This window comes from Geodermatophilus africanus, assembly GCF_900107105.1.
Classification (GTDB): domain Bacteria; phylum Actinomycetota; class Actinomycetes; order Mycobacteriales; family Geodermatophilaceae; genus Geodermatophilus; species Geodermatophilus africanus.
Genome location: NZ_FNOT01000002.1, coordinates 91,082 through 108,244, shown reverse-complemented (window position 1 = coordinate 108,244; position 17,163 = coordinate 91,082). Strand labels below are relative to the sequence as shown.

15 protein-coding genes are annotated in these 17,163 nt (G+C 74.7%); 5 read left to right on the top strand and 10 right to left on the bottom strand.

All coding sequences use genetic code 11. The features are described 5' to 3' along the window. The first annotated feature begins 56 nt into the window (after positions 1-56). From BLW63_RS03145 to BLW63_RS03130, 4 genes are all read left to right on the top strand, one after another. Complete coding sequence (locus BLW63_RS03145) at positions 57-1,082, top strand: GlxA family transcriptional regulator (RefSeq protein WP_244522320.1); 1,026 nt, start codon at positions 57-59, stop codon at positions 1,080-1,082. Between the two features lie 211 nt (positions 1,083-1,293). Continuing rightward, positions 1,294-2,862 (top strand): DEAD/DEAH box helicase, encoded by a 1,569-nt coding sequence (locus BLW63_RS03140; RefSeq protein ID WP_091152194.1) that lies wholly within the window; start codon positions 1,294-1,296, stop codon positions 2,860-2,862. Between the two features lie 94 nt (positions 2,863-2,956). Continuing rightward, on the top strand, positions 2,957-3,457 hold the full coding sequence (locus tag BLW63_RS03135; RefSeq protein ID WP_091151414.1) for a hypothetical protein: 501 nt from the start codon (positions 2,957-2,959) through the stop codon (positions 3,455-3,457). A gap of 158 nt (positions 3,458-3,615) precedes the next feature. Next, a complete protein-coding gene (locus tag BLW63_RS03130; RefSeq protein WP_091151412.1) occupies positions 3,616-4,128 on the top strand; it encodes a plastocyanin/azurin family copper-binding protein in 513 nt (170 codons plus the stop codon). A 111-nt stretch (positions 4,129-4,239) separates the two neighbouring features. Here BLW63_RS03130 and BLW63_RS03125 read toward each other — a convergent pair whose 3' ends face one another. The 7 genes from BLW63_RS03125 to BLW63_RS03095 all read right to left on the bottom strand — a co-directional run bounded on the left by BLW63_RS03125 (position 4,240) and on the right by BLW63_RS03095 (position 12,751). Further along, on the bottom strand, positions 4,240-5,247 hold the full coding sequence (locus tag BLW63_RS03125; RefSeq protein WP_091151410.1) for a sugar phosphate isomerase/epimerase family protein: 1,008 nt from the start codon (positions 5,245-5,247) through the stop codon (positions 4,240-4,242). A 92-nt stretch (positions 5,248-5,339) separates the two neighbouring features. After that, the gene (locus BLW63_RS03120; RefSeq protein WP_091151408.1) at positions 5,340-6,503 is read right to left on the bottom strand and encodes a Gfo/Idh/MocA family protein; all 1,164 of its coding nucleotides are present in this window, start codon (positions 6,501-6,503) and stop codon (positions 5,340-5,342) included. A gap of 66 nt (positions 6,504-6,569) precedes the next feature. Then, a complete protein-coding gene (locus BLW63_RS03115; protein WP_244522319.1) occupies positions 6,570-7,712 on the bottom strand; it encodes a substrate-binding domain-containing protein in 1,143 nt (380 codons plus the stop codon). Between the two features lie 95 nt (positions 7,713-7,807). Further along, positions 7,808-8,974, bottom strand: a complete 1,167-nt coding sequence (locus BLW63_RS03110) for an ABC transporter permease (protein WP_091151405.1) — start codon at positions 8,972-8,974, stop codon at positions 7,808-7,810. Next, a complete protein-coding gene (locus tag BLW63_RS03105) occupies positions 8,971-10,539 on the bottom strand; it encodes a sugar ABC transporter ATP-binding protein (RefSeq protein WP_091151403.1) in 1,569 nt (522 codons plus the stop codon). The genes BLW63_RS03110 and BLW63_RS03105 overlap by 4 nt, the downstream gene beginning before the upstream one ends. A gap of 321 nt (positions 10,540-10,860) precedes the next feature. After that, complete coding sequence (locus tag BLW63_RS03100) at positions 10,861-12,027, bottom strand: ROK family protein (RefSeq protein WP_091151401.1); 1,167 nt, start codon at positions 12,025-12,027, stop codon at positions 10,861-10,863. Between the two features lie 49 nt (positions 12,028-12,076). After that, positions 12,077-12,751: an alpha/beta fold hydrolase gene (locus BLW63_RS03095; RefSeq protein ID WP_091151398.1), complete on the bottom strand. Its 675-nt coding sequence runs from the start codon at positions 12,749-12,751 to the stop codon at positions 12,077-12,079. Positions 12,752-12,870: 119 nt separating this feature from the next. Here BLW63_RS03095 and BLW63_RS03090 point away from each other — a divergent pair, with 119 nt between their 5' ends. Next, positions 12,871-14,295 (top strand): NAD(P)/FAD-dependent oxidoreductase, encoded by a 1,425-nt coding sequence (locus tag BLW63_RS03090; protein ID WP_091151395.1) that lies wholly within the window; start codon positions 12,871-12,873, stop codon positions 14,293-14,295. Between the two features lie 101 nt (positions 14,296-14,396). Here the strand turns inward: BLW63_RS03090 and BLW63_RS03085 are convergent, their stop codons facing one another. Genes BLW63_RS03085 through BLW63_RS03075 form a run of 3 tightly spaced genes read right to left on the bottom strand, consistent with a single transcriptional unit; the run spans position 14,397 to position 17,150 of the window. Further along, positions 14,397-15,071, bottom strand: a complete 675-nt coding sequence (locus BLW63_RS03085) for an alpha/beta hydrolase (protein ID WP_091151393.1) — start codon at positions 15,069-15,071, stop codon at positions 14,397-14,399. After that, on the bottom strand, positions 15,071-16,354 hold the full coding sequence (locus BLW63_RS03080; RefSeq protein ID WP_091151391.1) for an erythromycin esterase family protein: 1,284 nt from the start codon (positions 16,352-16,354) through the stop codon (positions 15,071-15,073). Before BLW63_RS03080 ends, BLW63_RS03085 begins: the two co-directional genes overlap by 1 nt. A 4-nt stretch (positions 16,355-16,358) precedes the next feature. After that, positions 16,359-17,150, bottom strand: a complete 792-nt coding sequence (locus BLW63_RS03075) for an SDR family NAD(P)-dependent oxidoreductase (RefSeq protein WP_091151388.1) — start codon at positions 17,148-17,150, stop codon at positions 16,359-16,361. Between the last annotated feature and the right edge of the window lie 13 nt (positions 17,151-17,163).

Here is a 17,163-nt window from a genome sequence, read left to right as displayed (position 1 = left end):
GCCCGCAGGTCAACATGTGCAAGGATCCGGCCATGACATCCGGCCCAAGTCCGGCCATGACACCCGGCCCGAGTCCGGCCCTGGCGCATGCACCCGGCGTCCCGCACGAGGTGGCCGTGCTCGCGGTGGACCGCGTGGTCGGCTTCGAGCTGGGCCTGCCGTACCGACTGCTGGGCCTCGCCGAGGCCGCCGACGGCTCCCCGCTCTACCGCGTGCGGGTCGCCACGCTCGACGGCCGGCCCGTCCGGACGGCGGACGGCTTCGCCGTCCAGCCCGAACACGACGGGTCGGTGCTCCGGAGCGCCGGCACGGTGGTCGTCCCCGGGATCATGGGCGGCCCCGCGGTCCGCGAGGGCCGCATCCCGCCGGAGCTGCGCGACGCCCTGCGCGACGCGGCCGCGCACGCCCGGATGGTGTCCATCTGCACCGGGTCGTCGGTCCTGGCGGCCGCCGGGCTCCTCGACGGGCGGCCCGCCGCCACCCACTGGCGGGACGTCGACGCGTTCCGGCGCAACTTCCCCGCCGTCCGCCTGGACCCCGACGTGCTCTTCGTCGACGACGGGGACGTGCTGACCAGCGCCGGCGTCGCCGCCGGGATCGACCTGCTGCTGCACCTGGTCCGCCGCGACCACGGCAGCGAGGTGGCCAACCGGGTGGCCCGGCGCAACGTCGTCGCCCCGTGGCGGGAGGGCGGCCAGGCGCAGTTCGTGGAGCGGCCGCTGCCCGAGTCCGGCGACGTCGGGACGGCGGCCACGCGGGCCTGGGCCGCTGAGCGGCTGGGCGAGCCGCTGACGCTGGCCGACCTCGCCGCGCACGCCCGGATGAGCGTCCGGACCTTCACCCGCCGGTTCCGCGAGGAGACCGGGATGTCGCCGCTGCGCTGGCTGGCCGGGCAGCGGCTCGCCTTCGCGCGGCAGCTGCTGGAGTCCAGTGACGCGCCCATCGACCGGGTGGCCGCCGACGCCGGGTTCGGGACCCCCGCGTCGCTGCGCCAGCACCTGCGGGCCGCCATCGGCGTCGCACCGGGCACCTACCGGCGCAGCTACCGCGGCGGCGGTGTGATCGGGACCTCCCTCGTGTGAGCGCACGGGCCGGCGCCGCGTCTGGTTGAGTGGTGGCACCGGCGCCGCCCTCCGCTCATCCGGAGCTGCAGGACTCGACGTCGGACCGAGGCTGCGCCACCGAGGCGCGCCCGGTCGTCCGACGTCCCGCCCACGACGTGCCCGCCCTGCTCCGCAGGTGCGCCGCGTGGGCGCCGGGCCGACGACGGCCACCCCGAGCGTCAGGAACCCCATGACCCCGCACGACCCGACCACCCCTGCCCCCGCGGACACCCGCCCCCGTCGCCGCCGCGGTGGCCGCGGCCGGGGCGCCCGCCCCGCCGTTCCCGCGGAGACCGCGCCACGGCCGGCCCCGGCTCCCGCGCCCGCCGTCCCGGCCGCCCTCCCCGCCGACGCCTCGTTCGCCGACCTCGGCGTCCCCGCCCCGCTGGTGGAAGTGCTCGCCGCCGACGGCATCACCGCGCCGTTCCCGATCCAGGTGGCCACGCTGCCCGACACCCTCGTCGGGCGCGACGTGCTCGGCCGCGGGCGAACCGGCTCGGGCAAGACGCTGGCCTTCAGCCTGCCGCTGGTCGCCCGGCTGGCCGCCTCCGACAGCCGCCGGCAGCCGAAGCGGCCGCGCGCGCTCGTGCTGGTGCCGACCCGCGAGCTGGCCAACCAGGTGCTCGCCGTCGTCGACCCGCTCGCCCGGGCGCTGGGCATGCGGGCGACCACCGTCTTCGGCGGCGTCGGCCAGAACCCGCAGGTGCAGGCACTGGCCAGCGGCATCGACGTCCTCATCGCCTGCCCCGGCCGGCTGGAGGACCTCATCGGCCAGGGCCACTGCGACCTCTCCGCCGTCGAGATCACCGTCCTTGACGAGGCCGACCACATGGCCGACCTCGGCTTCCTGCCCGGCGTCAAGCGGCTGATGGACCGCACCCCGGCGACCGGCCAGCGGCTGCTGTTCTCCGCGACGCTGGACAACGGCGTCGACGTCCTGGTGAAGCGCTACCTGTCCGAGCCGACGACGCACTCGGTCGACCCCGCGGTCGCGCCGGTGACCACGATGACCCACCACGTGTTCCGGGTGGAGGCCGCCGACAAGGCCGCCGTCGTCCGGGAGCTGGCCTCCGGGCTGGGCCGCAGCGTGCTGTTCACCCGCACCAAGCACCAGGCCAAGAAGCTGGCCAAGCAGCTGACCGCGGCCGGCGTCCCCGCCGTCGACCTGCACGGCAACCTCAGTCAGAACGCCCGCGAGCGCAACCTCGAGGCGTTCAGCACCGGCAGCACCCGGGTGCTGGTCGCCACCGACATCGCCGCGCGCGGCATCCACGTCGACGACGTGGCGCTCGTCGTCCACGTCGACCCGCCGGCCGAGCACAAGGCCTACCTGCACCGCTCCGGCCGCACTGCCCGGGCCGGCGCCGGCGGCACCGTGGTCACCGTCTCCACCCCGGACCAGGCCGGCGAGGTCCGCACCCTGGCCCGGCAGGCCGGAATCACGCCGGCGGTGAGCGCCGTGCGCCCGGGCGCGGCCGAGATCACCGCGCTGACCGGCCCGGTCGCGCCGCACGTCGAGCCTGCACCCGCGCCCGAGCCCCAGCCGCAGAGCCAGGGCGGCGGCCGGCGCCGCCGGTCGGGGGGCGGCTCGGGTCGCTCCGCCGGGCAGGCCGGCACCGTGTCGGGCGGCGGGACGGCGTCCGCGCGCGGCCAGGGACGGGCGTCGGGTCCGGCGCGCACCCGGGCCGAGCTCGCCGCACGCGCCGGGACGCACTCGGCGGCGTCGTTCAGCGGCCGGTCCCGCCGCGGCGGCCGCTGACCGGGACCCAGGGTTGATGCCCCGGGTGGTGGGCACTGCTCCCTCGACCAGGGTCAGACCGGGCCCTGACCGCCCGCGACCAGCGAGGAGCACCATGGCACTGCCCATCACCCTGTCCGAGATCGCGCCCCGCATCTCGGCCGGCGCGTTCATCCTCAACAGCGGCCTGGGCAAGCGCGGCGCCGACGAGGGCACCGCGGCCGGACTGCACGGGTTCGCGTCGGGCACCTACCCGTTCCTCAAGAGCGTCGACCCGGCGACGTTCGTCCGGGTGCTGTCCTACAGCGAGATCGCCGTCGGGGCGGCGCTGCTGACGCCGTTCGTGCCGACCGCGGTGGCCGGTGCGGTGCTGACCGGCTTCTCCGGCGGGCTGCTCGGGCTCTACCTGAACACGCCCGGTATGCGGAAGCCGGGCAGTCTGGCGCCGACTCAGGAGGGGCTGACGGTGGCCAAGGACGTGTGGCTGCTCGGCATCGGCATCGGCCTGCTCACCCGCGGGACGATCGACCGCCAGCCGCGCCGGGTGCGCAAGGCCGCGAAGACCCTGGTCAAGGCCAACAAGAAGGTCGCCCGCGCCGCCGAGCGCGCCGCCTGACCGCCCGTCCGGGACCGGGCCGCCACCTCCCCCGGGGTGGCGGCCCGCGAACGAACCCCGACGAAGGGGGTTCCGCTGGGTCCATGACCGTTGGAGCATCGCGGGGCAACGGGGAGCCGCCGTCGGGGTGGTGTCGCCGTCGTCCCGAGGAGGTCCGCGTGCCCGACCCGACCACTCCCGCCCGCTCCCCCCGCCGCGCCGCCGCAGCACTGGTCCTGGCCGTCGGGATCGGCCTGGTCGCCGGGTGCTCCGGGGACGACGCCGGCGGCACCGCCGCCGACACCCCTGCGGCCGACACCCCTGCCGCCGACACGTCCGCGGCCGCGCCCTCGAGCAGCGCGGCGGCGAGCGCGCCCTCGTCGCCGGCAGCCCCCCCGGCCGAGGCCGAGAGCGAAACGGTCGCCGTCACCGAGGGCGAGATGTACATCGAGCTCGCGGAGGACTCCTACTCCGCCGGCTCGTACACCTTCGAGGTGGTCAACGAGGGCCGCATGCCGCACGACTTCGTGGTGGAGCGCGACGGCGCGGACGTCGCCGCGACCGACATCCTCCAGCCGGGGCAGTCGGCCACCCTGACGGTGACCCTCGAGCAGGGCGACTACGTCTTCTACTGCTCGGTCGGCAGCCACCGTGCGTCGGGCATGGAGACCCCGGTCACGGTCGACGCCTGAGGGAGGACCCTCTGCTCCCCGCCGCAGGAGTGCGAGCGGCGGGGAGCGGAGCGGCCCCGCTGCAGGGGCCCACCGCGAGCTGCGAGTGGTGGGGGGCAGAGGGGTCCTTTGTCAGTTCCCGCTGGCGAAGGCGGCGTCGAAGGCCGCGGCCGGCGGGTCGAACGCCAGCCGGCGCACGAACGCCAGGGCCTCGGGCGCGCCGACGAGGCGGTCCATGCCGGCGTCCTCCCACTCCACCGAGATCGGCCCGTCGTAGCCGATGGTGTTGAGCATCCGGAAGCAGGCCTCCCACGGGACGTCGCCGTGGCCGGTCGACACGAAGTCCCAGCCGCGCCGCGGGTCGGCCCAGGGCAGGTGCGAGCCCATCCGGCCGTTGCGGCCGTTGCCCACCTGCCTCTTCGCGTCCTTGCAGTCGACGTGGTAGATCCGGTCCTTGAAGTCCCAGATGAACGAGACCGGGTCGAGGTCCTGCCAGACGAAGTGGCTCGGGTCCCAGTTCAGCCCGAAGGCCTCGCGGTGGCCGATGGCCTCCAGGGTGCGGACCGTCGTCCAGTAGTCGTAGGCGATCTCAGACGGGTGCACCTCGTGCGCGAACCGGACGCCGACCTCGTCGAAGACGTCGAGGATCGGGTTCCAGCGGTCGGCGAAGTCGCGGTAGCCGTCCTCGATCATCGAGTCGGGCACCGGCGGGAACATCGCCACGGTCTTCCAGATCTTCGACCCGGTGAACCCGACGACGACGTCGACGCCGAGCTTGCGTGCCGCCCGCGCGGTCAGCTTCATCTCCTCGGCCGCCCGCTGCCGCACGCCCTCGGGCTCGCCGTCGCCCCACACCCGGGCGTTGACCATGCCCTTGTGCCGCTCGTCGATCGGGTCGTCGCAGACGGCCTGGCCGTGCAGGTGGTTGGAGATGGCCCACACCTTGAGGCCGTGCTTGTCCAGCAGCGCGAGCTTCTCCTGGACGTAGCTGTCGTCGTTCGCGGCGCGCTCGACGTCGAGGTGGTCGCCCCAGCAGGCGATCTCCAGGCCGTCGTAGCCCCACTCGGAGGCGAGCCGGGCCACCTCCTCGAACGGCAGGTCGGCCCACTGGCCGGTGAACAGGGTGACGGGGCGGGGCATCGAAGGGGTGTCCTCTCTTCCGATGAGCGTGTGTGGCCTCGTCCCGGGCGCCGCCCCGAGCCTGCGAGGGGTGGGGAGGACGAGGTCCTTCGTCAGATCTCGGTCCACACGGAGCGTTCGGCGGCGCTGCGCTCGACGGCGTCGAGCACCCGCTGCACCTGCAGCCCCTCGGCGAAGGACGGCGTCGGGTCCTCGCCCTTGGCGATGGCGGTCACCAGGTCGACGACCTGGTGGGTGAAGCCGTGCTCGTAGCCCAGGCCGTGCCCGGCCGGCCACCAGGCGCCGACGTAGGGGTGCTCGGGCTCGGTGACGACGATGCGGCGGAAGCCCGCGGTCGCGGCCGGCTCGTCGCCGTCGAAGAAGTGCAGGACGTTCATGTCCTCGAAGTCGAAGGCCAGGCTGCCGCGTGAGCCGTTGACCTCGATGCGGATGGCGTTCTTCCGGCCGAGGGCGAACCGGGTCGCCTCGAAGGTGGCCAGCGCCCCGCCGTCGAACCGGCCGAGGAAGACCGCGGCGTCGTCCACGGTCACCGTGCCGGTGCCCTGGCCGGCGACGCCGGACAGCGAGCCCTCCGAGGCCGGTAGCGGCCGCTCCTCGACGAAGGTCTCCAGCAGCGCGCTGACCCCGGTGAGCCGCTGCCCGGTGATGTGCTGCGTGAGGTCGACGATGTGCGCGCCGATGTCGCCGAGCGCGCCGGAGCCGGCCTTGTCCTTCTCCAGCCGCCACGACATCGGCGCCTGGGGGTCGGCGATCCAGTCCTGCAGGTACTGCGCGCGGACGTGCCGGATGTCGCCGAGCCGGCCCTCGGCCACCAGCTGCCGGGCGAGCCCGATCGCCGGGACCCGGCGGTAGGTGAAGCCGACCATCGACCGCACGCCGCGGGCCGCGGCGCGGGCGGCAGCCTCGGCCATCGCCTCGGCCTCGGCCACCGTGTTGGCCAGCGGCTTCTCGCACAGCACGTGCTTGCCCGCCTCGAGCGCGGCGATCGCGATCTCGGCATGGGTGTCGCCCGGCGTGCAGACGTCCACGAGGTCGACGTCCTCGCGCTCGAGCACGCGGCGCCAGTCGGTCTCGACCGACGACCAGCCGAGGCGCCCGGCGGCGTCGGCCACGCGGACGGCGTCCCGGCCGGCCAGCACGGTGAGCTCCGGCCGCATCGGCAGGTCGAAGAAGTGGGGGGCGGTGCGCCAGGCCTGCGAGTGCGCGGCGCCCATGAAGGCGTAGCCGATCAGGCCGACGCCGAGGGTCGGGGTCATGCGGTCTCCTCACGGGAGCCGCCGGGGGACGGCGCGCCGTCCCCCGGCGACCGGCGTGTCAGCGGGTCAGGACTCGAACGCGGCGTCGATGTACTGGTCGACGTTGTCGGCGGTCACGACGGGGGCGTCGAGCACGATCCGCTGCGGCACCCCCTGCGAGGAGAGGTCGGACAGGCTCTTGCCCTGCACGATCAGCCGGGCGAGCGCGATCCCGTCCGCGGCCTGGGTGTGCGGGTAGATGACCGTCGCGTCGAGCACCGACTGGCCGCCCTGGATCTCGCGCATCGCGTTGGCCGACCCGGCGCCACCGACCATGACGAACTCGTCCCGGCCGGCGTTGTTGATGGCGGCCAGGACGCCGACGCCCTGGTCGTCGTCGTGGTTCCAGATGGCGTCGATCTGCGGCGCGGCCTGCAGCAGGTTGGCCGCGGTCCGCTCCCCGCCCTCGACGGTGAAGTCCGCCGCCACGCGGTTGTCCACGTTGAGGCCGCACTCGGACAGCGCGTCGGCGAAGCCCTGGCTGCGGTCCTGCGTCAGCGGCAGCGAGTCGATGCCGGCGATCTCCGCGACGACGGCGTCGGGCTGGTCGCCCACCTGCTCGCAGATGTACTGGCCGGCCGAGACGCCCATCCCGTAGTTGTCGCCGAGGATGGTGGCCTGGGCGGCGAACGGGCTGTTGAACTCGCGGTCGACATTGATGACCGGGATGCCGGCCTCCATGGCCCGCAGGGCGACGGGGGTCAGGGCGGCGCCGTCGAAAGGCAGCAGCACGATCGCGTCGACGCCCTCGTTGATGAAGGTCTCGACCTGGCTGATCTGGGTGCTGACGTCGTTGGTGCCCTCGGCGATCGAGAGCTCGACGTCCTCGTAGCCGTCGGCCTCGGCCTGGGCGGCCTGGCTGATGCCGGCCATCCAGCCGTGGTCGGCGGCCGGCGCGGAGAACCCGATGCGCACCGTCTCGCCGACCTCGTCGTTCGGGCTGGCGGCCTCGCCGCCCCCGCCGCCGCCCCCGCCGCCGGAGGCCTCGGGGGTGTTGCTCGTGCAGCCGGCGACCAGGACGCCGGCGCCGAGGACGGCGAGCGCGGTCGACGTGACCCGACGCCCTCGGGACCGGCTCCGCGAGCCGGTCCGCTCGTCGCTCGTTCCTCGCTGCGATGATCCCGGCTCTGTCGCCGGGCGACGGAACGGGCGCTGCCTCGCTGCAGACATGTTCTCTCCTCGGGTATCGCCTCCCTGGCTGTCGTCGGCCAGGTGGTCGGGGTCGTGCGGTGGTGCCGGTCCGGGGACGGGTGCCCCGGACCGCGTCAGGGGCGGTCGGTCGTCGCGCCGGGCGCGGGGCCGCCGGGTCCGCCGGGGGTCGCGCCGCCGGAGACCGTGCCGGCCGCGCCGGCCGGGGCGGGCGGGCTGCCGGTGCCCGAGCCGCGGCCGAGCCGGCCGAGGCTGAAGGAGCCGGTCGCCAGCCGCATCTGCAGCAGGACGGCGACGACGATGATCACGCCGCGGGCGACCGCCTGAGCCGAGCTGGACAGGTTGTTCAGCGTGAAGACGTTGCCGAGCGTGGTGAAGATCAGCACGCCGAGGACGGTGCCGACGATGGTGCCGCGGCCGCCGATCAGCAGCGTGCCGCCGATGACCACGGCGGCGATGGCGTCCAGCTCGTACAGCGTGCCGTGGGTGGAGCTGCCGGTCGTCGTCCGCGCCATGAGCATGACCGCGGCGATGCCGCACGTGACGCCGGAGAGCACGTAGAGCCACATGGTGTGCCGTTGCACCCGGATGCCGGCCAGCCGCGCGGCCTCGGCGTTGCCGCCGACGGCGAACGTGCGCCGGCCGAACGTCGTCCGGTTGAGCAGCACCCACCCGGCGACGGCCACCAGCGCGAAGATGACCACGAGCGTGGGGACGCCGAGGACGTCGCCGGAGAAGAAGGCCAGGAAGTCGCGGTCCTGCACGATCTGGGTGCGCCGGTTGGCGAGGATCTCCGCCAGGCCGCGGGCGGCCGCGAGCATGGCCAGCGTCGCGATGAAGGCGACGAGCTTGCCGTAGGCGATGACGATCCCGTTGACCAGTCCGCAGCCGGCGCCCACCAGCAGCGCGGTGACCACCATGACGATCCAGTGGAAGTCCGTGGCCATCGCCTGGGTCGCGAGCGTGGTCGCCCACACCGAGGACAGCGCCACGATCGCCCCGACCGAGAGGTCGATGCCACCGCCGATGATCACGAACGTCATGCCGATGCTGACCACGCCGATCACCGCGGCCGCCCGCAGGATCGTCAGCACGTTGTCGACGTCGAGGAACCGGTCGGGGGCGGTGGCGGTGCCGACGATGCAGAGCACCGCCAAGGCGACGACGAGGCCGAGGTTGCGGCCCACGGGCCCGGCGAGGAAGCCGGGGCCGCTGCGGCGCCCTGCTGCGCCGGAGGGCTGCCGGGGAGCGTCGGTCCCCGTCGTCACGGTCGTGCTGCTCATGCCACGTCCCCTTCGCGCTGTGCGTGTGCGGCGCCGTGGGCCGCGTCCTCCATGACCAGGTCGAGCACGCGGTGCTCGTCGAGCGCGCCGGCCGGTTCCTCCGCCAGCACGCGGCCGTCGCCGATGACCAGCACCCGGTCGGCCAGACCGAGCACCTCGGGGATCTCGCTGGAGACCACGACGACGGCCACGCCGCGGTCGGCGAGCCCGCGGACCAGCGCGTAGATCTCCGACCGTGCGCCGACGTCGACGCCCCGCGTGGGCTCGTCGAGCAGCAGCACCCGGCAGTCGCGCAGCAGCCAGCGGGCCAGCACGACCTTCTGCTGGTTGCCGCCCGACAGCGTCCGGACCTCCCGGTCGACGTCGGCCGGCCGGACCTCGAGCGCGGTGACCTGCTGCCGGGCGGCCTCGGTCTCGGCGGACCGGGACAGGAAGCCGGCGCGGGCGAACCGCGCCAGGCTGGACAGGCTGATGTTCCGGGAGACCGACTCGCCGAGCAGCAGCCCCTGGCTCTTGCGCTCCTCGGGCGCCAGCCCCACGCCGGCGGCGACCGCGGCGCCGACGTCCCCGGCACGCAGCTTGCGGCCGCCGACCCGCAAGGTGCCGGACGTCGCCCGGCGGGCGCCGTAGACGGTTTCGAGGATCTCCGAGCGGCCGGACCCGACCAGGCCCGCCAGGCCCACGACCTCCCCGGGGCGGACGGTGAGGGAGACGTCGGCGAAGGCGCCGCGCAGCCCCAGCCCCTCGACCTCGAGCACGGGGGCGGCGTCGGGGTCGGGCAGCTCCCGGCGCTCGGGGAAGACGTACTCGATGTCGCGGCCGGTCATCAACGAGATGACCTCGCGGGTCGTCGTCCGCCGGGCGGGCAGGCCGGTGGCGATGGTGCGGCCGTCCTTGAGGACGGTGATCCGGTCGCCCACCTCGCGGATCTCCTCGAGCCGGTGGGAGATGTAGACGACGGCGACGTCGTGCGCGGTGAGGTCGCGGACCACCGCGAACAGCCGCTCGACCTCCTCGCTGTCCAGGACGGCCGACGGCTCGTCCATGATGATCAGCTTCGCGTCCTGGGAGAGGGCCCGGGCGATGCTGACCATCTGCTGCGCGGCCGCCGGCAGCGAGCCGACCTCGGCCGTGGGCCGGATGTCGGGGTGGCCGAGGCGCTCGAGCAGCCGCGCGGCGGCGCGGTTGGCCGAGGCCGGCCGGGTCACCCCGAGCCGGGCGTGCTCCCGGCCCAGGAAGACGTTGTCGGCGACGGTCAGGCCGGCGACCAGGTCGAGCTCCTGGTAGATGGTCGCGATCCCGAGCGACATGGCCGCCTGCGGGTCGGTGAGGCGCACCAGCTCGCCGCGCCAGGTGATCCGGCCCGCGTCGGGCTGGTGCGCCCCGGCGAGCACCTTGATGAGCGTGGACTTGCCGGCGCCGTTCTGGCCGAGCAGGCAGTGCACCTCCCCCGCGCGGACGTCGAGGTCGACGCCGTCGAGCGCCCGGACACCGGGAAAGGACTTCACGACGCCGTGCACCTCCAGCAGCGGAGGCCCACCCGACGGCGAGAGGGAGGAAGACATCGGCACCACCCAGACTTCTGCTCACTGCTGATCATTAGTCGGCTGAGCGCAGAACATAAGGGTGCTCCCGGTTGTGGTCAAGGCCACGTCACGGGGGTTGCCGAAACGAGATGGAGGAACGGGCGATCACTCGTCGTCTCGGACGGGCGGCGCTGGCGCGGCGCAGCGGCTCAGCGACGGCCGGGGACGGCACCTGGCCGCGGTGCTGTCGTGAGGAGTGGGGCCCGCAGGGTCCCGCGACCGAGCGGCGCAGCGGCTCAGCGACAGCCGGGGACGGCACCTGGCCGCGGTGTCGGCCGGGAGGCCGACAGTGTCACCGTGTCACCTCACGAGGGCCTGCTCGACCGCCTCCTCGTCGAGGAAGCCCTCGATGGCCATGAGGGCGGCGCCGATCCGGCCGGAGAGTTCGGGGGCCGCGCTCACGGTGATCTCCAGCGCGCGGGCGGCCAGCGGCATCGACCGCCGGTAGACCGACTCGCGGATCCCGGCCAGCAGCGGGACGCCGGCCTGCGCCACGCCGCCGGTGACCACGATGCGGTGCGGGTTGAAGAAGTTGACCAGCGCGGCGAGCACCGTGCCGATCGTCCGGCCGGCCTCGCGGACCAGCTCGATCGCCGCGCCGTCGCCGTGCGCCGCCCGCTCCACGACCTCGCGGGTGCTGCCGACCGGAAGCCCGGCCGCGACGGCGTCGCGCAGGAGCGCGCCCCCGCCGGCGAGCGCCTCGAGGCAGTTCTCCTGGCCGCAGCGGCAGGTCACCACGCGGCCGTCGGGCGTGCTGACGTGGATGTGCCCGATGTCCCCGGCGCTGCCCTGCGCACCGCGGTAGACCCGGCCGTCGACGATGACGCCGCAGCCGATGCCGGTGCCGACCTTGACCACGAGCACGTCCTGCACCGACCCGGCGGCGCCCATCTCTCCCAGCGCCATGACGTTGACGTCGTTGTCGACGTAGACCGGGCACTCGTAGCGGCCGAACGCGCTCGGGATCGGGAAGTCGTGCCAGCCCGGCATGATCGGCGGGTGGGAGGGGCGCCCGCTGGAGTGCTCCACCGGCCCCGGCACGCCGACGCCGACGGCGCACACGTCGACCGGCTCCAGGCCGGCCTCGGCGAGGACCAGCTGGGCCAACCGGTCGACCTCGGCGAGCACCGGGCCGGGGCCGTCGGCGATGTCGATGGGGTGGCCGACGGTGGCCAGGATCTCGGCCGAGAGGTCGGTGACGGCGACGTCGACGCTGGTCACGCCCAGGTCCACCGCGAGCACGCAGCCGGCACCGCTGTTGAAGCGCAGCAGCGTCGGCGGCCGGCCGCCGGTGCTCCACCCGCGCCCGCCTTCGGCGAGCAGGTTGGCCGCGATCAGCTGGTCGACCCGCGCGCTGACCGTGTTCCGCGAGGCGCCGGTCAGCGCGACCAGCTCGGCCCGGCTGCGCGCGCGACCGGTGCGGACGTGCCGCAGGAGCGCGCCGGCCGAGGCGGAGGAGTGGGCCACGAGCACATCGTGACACGCACCGGCCACCCGCCCGGCTGTCGCGAGCCGATCAGGTGGCTGTGCGGCGCCGCCCGGGCTCGGCCGACCCCGCGGCGGCGCGCACCAGCGCCGCGACCTGCCCGGCATGGGTCATCGGGGTCAGGTGGGAAGCCCCCGGGATCTCGACCAGCCGGCCCTGCGGGGCGGCCGCGGCCACCGCCGCGGCCCAGTCGTGCGGGCACAGCCGGTCCCGGGTGCCGCGGGCGACGGTCACCGGCACCCGGACGGTCCGCAGCCGGGCGTCGATACGGTCGGGCGCGAGTGCGGTCCACAACTGGCGCATCGCCCGCGGCCCCGTGCGCAGCCACTGCGGCAGCACGAGCAGCGCGCGCGGCCACCGCTCGCCGACCGCCGTCCCCAGCCACCGCAGGGCCAGCTCGGCGGGCGACCGCAGGCGCGGGTCGGTGGTCGGCCCGAGCAGCACCAGCCCGGCCACCCGCGGGTCCCCGGCCGCGGCCGCGACGACCTGGCAGCTCTGCGAGTGGCCGACCAGCAGGACCGGCCCCTCCCCGAGCCGTGCGCGCAGGGCGGCCGCGAGCTGCTCGAGCGGCGGCACCGGCTCGGCCAGCCCCGTGCCCGGCAGCAGGACGACGTCGGCGGGCAGCAGCTGCCGCAGCCGGGACGAGGAGCGCTCGTCGAGCCCCAGACCGGGGACGAGGACCGGCCGGGCCGGGGGTTTCGACACGGGACCGGTCTACCTCGCCCGCGTGAGGCCCTCACCAGCGGGTAGGACGCCGGACAGTGACGTGGATCGCCCCGAAGCGTCCGGGTCCTGACGACGCCGAGGTGGGAGACTTATTCATCATGACGACATCACCTGTGGCCGACCCGGTCGGCGCCTCCCCGTCCGGTCGGCCCCGGGTCGTCATCGTCGGCTCCGGTTTCGGTGGCCTGTTCGCCGCCAAGGCGCTCAAGCGGGCCCCCGTCGACGTGACCGTCATCGGCAAGACCAGCCACCACCTGTTCCAGCCGCTGCTCTACCAGGTGGCCACCGGCATCCTGTCCGAGGGCGAGATCGCGCCGCCCACCCGCGAGATCCTGCGGCACCAGAGGAACGCGCGCGTCGTGCTGGGCGAGGTCACCGACATCGACCTGGCCGCCCGCACGGTCACCTCCACCATCCTGGGCCGCACCACCGTGCACCCCTACGACGAGTTGATCGTCGCCGCCGGCGCCGGGCAGTCCTACTTCGGCAACGACCGCTTCGCCGAGTTCGCGCCCGGCATGAAGAGCATCGACGACGCGCTGGAGCTGCGCGGCCGCATCTTCGGCGCCTTCGAGCTCGCCGAGCTCGCCACCGACCCCGCCGAGCGCGACCGGCTGCTCACCTTCGTCGTGGTGGGCGCCGGCCCGACCGGCGTGGAGATGGCCGGCCAGATCGCCGAGCTCGCGCACCGCACCCTGCGCCGGGACTTCCGCTCCATCGACCCGACGCAGGCCCGGGTGGTCCTGCTGGACGCCGCCCCGCAGGTGCTGCCGCCGTTCGGCGAGAAGCTCGGGGAGCGCGCCCGCCGGCACCTCAACGAGATCGGCGTCGAGGTGCAGCTGGGCGCGATGGTCACCGACCTCGACGCCGACGGCCTGGAGGTCAAGGACCGCGACGGGCAGGTCCGCCGCATCCAGGCGGCCACCAAGGTGTGGGCGGCGGGTGTGCAGGCCAGCCCGCTCGGCCGGCTCCTGGCCGAGCAGTCGGGCGCGGAGATCGACCGCGCCGGCCGCATCGACGTGCAGCCCGACCTCACGCTGCCCGGCCACCCCGAGGTGCACGTCGTCGGCGACATGATGGCCTTGGACAAGCTGCCCGGCGTGGCCCAGGTCGCGATCCAGGGCGGCCGGTACGCCGCCGAGGCGATCACGCGGCGGATCGCCGGGCGGCAGCCGCAGCAGCCGTTCCACTACCGCGACAAGGGGAACATGGCGACGATCTCCCGGTTCTCCGCCGTCGCCGACATCAAGAACCTGAAGTTCGAGGGCTTCTTCGCCTGGGTGCTGTGGCTGGTCGTGCACCTCATGTACATCGTGGGCTTCAAGAGCCGCCTGACCGCGGTGCTGCACTGGATGGTCAGCTTCCTGGGCCGTGGCCGCGCCGAGCGGGTCGCCACGCAGCAGCAGGTCTACGGCCGGCTGGCCCTCGAACACCTCGGCTCGACCTTCGTCGTCTCCAAGACCGGCGGCCCCAAGGACGCACTGGCACCGGCCGAGGACGTCACTGAGCGGCGGTCCGCCTAGGAAGAGGACCCCCCTGCCCCCCGCCATGGAAGGACCCCGTCCTCCCCACCCCTCGCAGGCTCGCGGCGGGACCCTGCAGGGGGGCCAGGCCGGAGCCGGCTTCAGCCCAGCCAGGTGGTGAGGGCGGCGGTCACGTCCGTGGGCCGGACGACGTGGCCGCCGTCGAACTCCTCGTAGGTGACCGGGTAGCCGCTCGCGTCCAGCTCGCGGGCCAGCCGCCGGCCGCACCGGGCGACGGGCAGCACGCGGTCGTCGGTGCCGTGGGAGATCCACACCCGTGGCCGGCCGACCCGCCGAGGCGGGGACGCGAACCCCGGGGAGAAGGCGAGCACCGCCTCGGCGAGGTCGCCGTTGGCCAGCCCGAGGCTCAGCGCGTACGAGGCGCCGTCGGAGAAGCCGCCGAACGCCACCCCGGTGACGCGCTGCCGGGCGAAGACCTGCTCGAGCGCGGCGTCGAGCACCGCGACGTCCCGGCCGAGGCCCCCGGCGATGAGGTCCCAGGTGGCGGCGACCGACGACGGCGCGAGCACCAGGGCCTCGCGGGCGGTGGCCGGCGCGCCGACCAGGTCCACGGACTGCGCCGCCGTCCCGCCCGCGCCGTGGAAGAACACCAGCAGCGGCCGCGGCCGGGGCGGCCCGTCGGGGACGACGAGCTGCGCGTGCGCGTGCGGGCCGAGCTCGAGCGTCCGGGACCCCGGCGGGTACGGCACCGCAGCCGGGGTGGACACCGGCCGGGCGGCCAGCCGCTCCTCGGCAGCGTTCGGGAGCGCCGTCATCACACCGCGTGTGCCAGCGGCGGCACGTGCTCGTCGGCGCGCTCGAGGTGCAGCGGCCGCAGCGGCGAGGTGTCCTCCAAGTACAGGAAGGCGTCGTAGCGCTCCCCCAGCACGGTGGGCACGTAGTTGCCCCACCTCTCCCGATCGGGGCGGTAGACGACGCCGATCGCCCGGTGGTCCAGCCGCCGGTCGAGCTCGGCGGGCCGGACACCGCCGCGCTCCCACACGAGCAGCGCATCCCGGCCGATCTCCTGGTGCAACAGCGCCTCCAGGCTGCCGGGGCGGGCTTCGGGGACGGACATCCGCTGCACCTGCTCGCCCCACGCGCTGCCGGCGACCACGCCGCCGCGGTAGCCGCCGAAGCCGACCAGGACGACGTCGTCGGCGCCGTGCCGCTCGCGCAGCAGCTGCCCGACGTTGACCATGCCGGCGTCGGCCATGTCGGTGGCCCGGGCGTCCCCGATGTGCGTGTTGTGCTCCCAGACCACGGCCTTGTGGTCGGCGGTGTCGAGCAGCCGGTCGAGCGTGTCGACCATGTGCACGTCGCGCACGTTCCACGACTCGGCCGAGCCCCGCACCATGGCCCGGTAGTAGCGCTCGGCGTCGACGACGACCGCGGCGTTCTGCTCGGCCGAGAAGCGGGCCTCCGGATCGGTGGCGGCCTCGACCCTCCCCCGCCCCTCGCACAGGCGCTGCAACAGGTCCACGACGGCCTGCTCGCAGCTGGTGGGGGCGAAGCGGGAGGCGAAGGCGTACTCGGCGCCGTCCTCCCCGAAGGGCTCGAAGCAGCGCAGCGCCCGGATGGCGGTGTCCACGTGCTCGGGCTCGTGCTCCCGCAGCCAGCCGACCAGCTCGTGCACCGAGTCCCAGAGGCTGTAGACGTCCAAGCCGTAGAAGCCGACCCGCTCGTCGGGCGGGCGCCCGGCGTTGACCTCGCGCAGCCAGCGGCAGAAGGCGACCACCTCGTCGTTGGCCCACAGCCACGTCGGCCAGCGGGCGAAGGCGTCGAGGGCGTCGCGCGGGTCGGCGTCGGCACCCTCGCGGAGCTTGACGCTGCGGTTGACCCGGTAGCAGTCGGGCCAGTCGCCCTCGACGGCGACGAGGCCGAAGCCGCGCTCGGTGACCAGGCGGCGGGTCAGCGCCGCCCGCCAGGCGTAGTACTCGGCGGTGCCGTGGCTGGCCTCGCCGACCGCCACGACGCGCGCGTCGCCGACCCGGTCGAGCAGCGGGTCGAGGTCCGCGGGGTCCCGCAGCGGCAGGGCGAGGTCCCGGACGCCGACCACGGCCCTACTCCGCGCCCCCCGGCTCGGCAATCTTGGCGTGGCCGGCGGCCTTGAGCCGGTCCGGCAGCACCGAGTTGACCACGGCCTGCGCCTTGCTCATCGCCGAGCCGCCCAGCACTTTGGTCTCGCCCTTCATCAGCGCCTCGAAGCCCTGTCTCGCGACCTGGGCCGGGTCGTCCTTGGGGCCCTGACCGAGCTTGGTGTCCATCAGGTCGCCGCGCTCGAAGAACTCCGTGTCGGTGGGCCCGGGCATCAGGGAGGTGACCGTCACCCCCGTGTCGCGCAGCTCGGTGGCCAGCGCCTCGGCGAACGACTGCACGAAGGACTTCGAGGCGTTGTAGACCGCCTGGTGTGGCCCGGGCATGGTCGAGGCGACCGACGAGGTGAACAGCACCCGGCCCTCGCCGCGCGCCGCCATGTCCCGGACGACGTGCTTCGCCAGCAGGACGGTCGACCGGACGTTGAGGTCGATGATCGACAGCTCGTCCTCGACCGGGTTCTCGACGAACGGCCCGCCCTTGCCGACGCCGGCATTGAGCGCGGCCGCGGCCAGGGGGCGCCCGGTGGCCTGGACGGCGTCCCAGAGGGCGTCGACCCCGGCAGCGGTGCGCAGGTCGGCCTGGAAGCCCGACACGGCGGTGCCGGAGCTGCGCAGCCTGGCCGCGGCGGTGTCGATCGTGGGGTCCTCGGCGGTCACCAGGAGGTCGAAGCCGTGCTCGGCAAACTGGCGGGCCAGCTCGAGGCCGATGCCGCTGGAGGCGCCGGTGACGAGGGCGAGGGGACGCGGTTCGGTCATGGGGGTCCCGGTA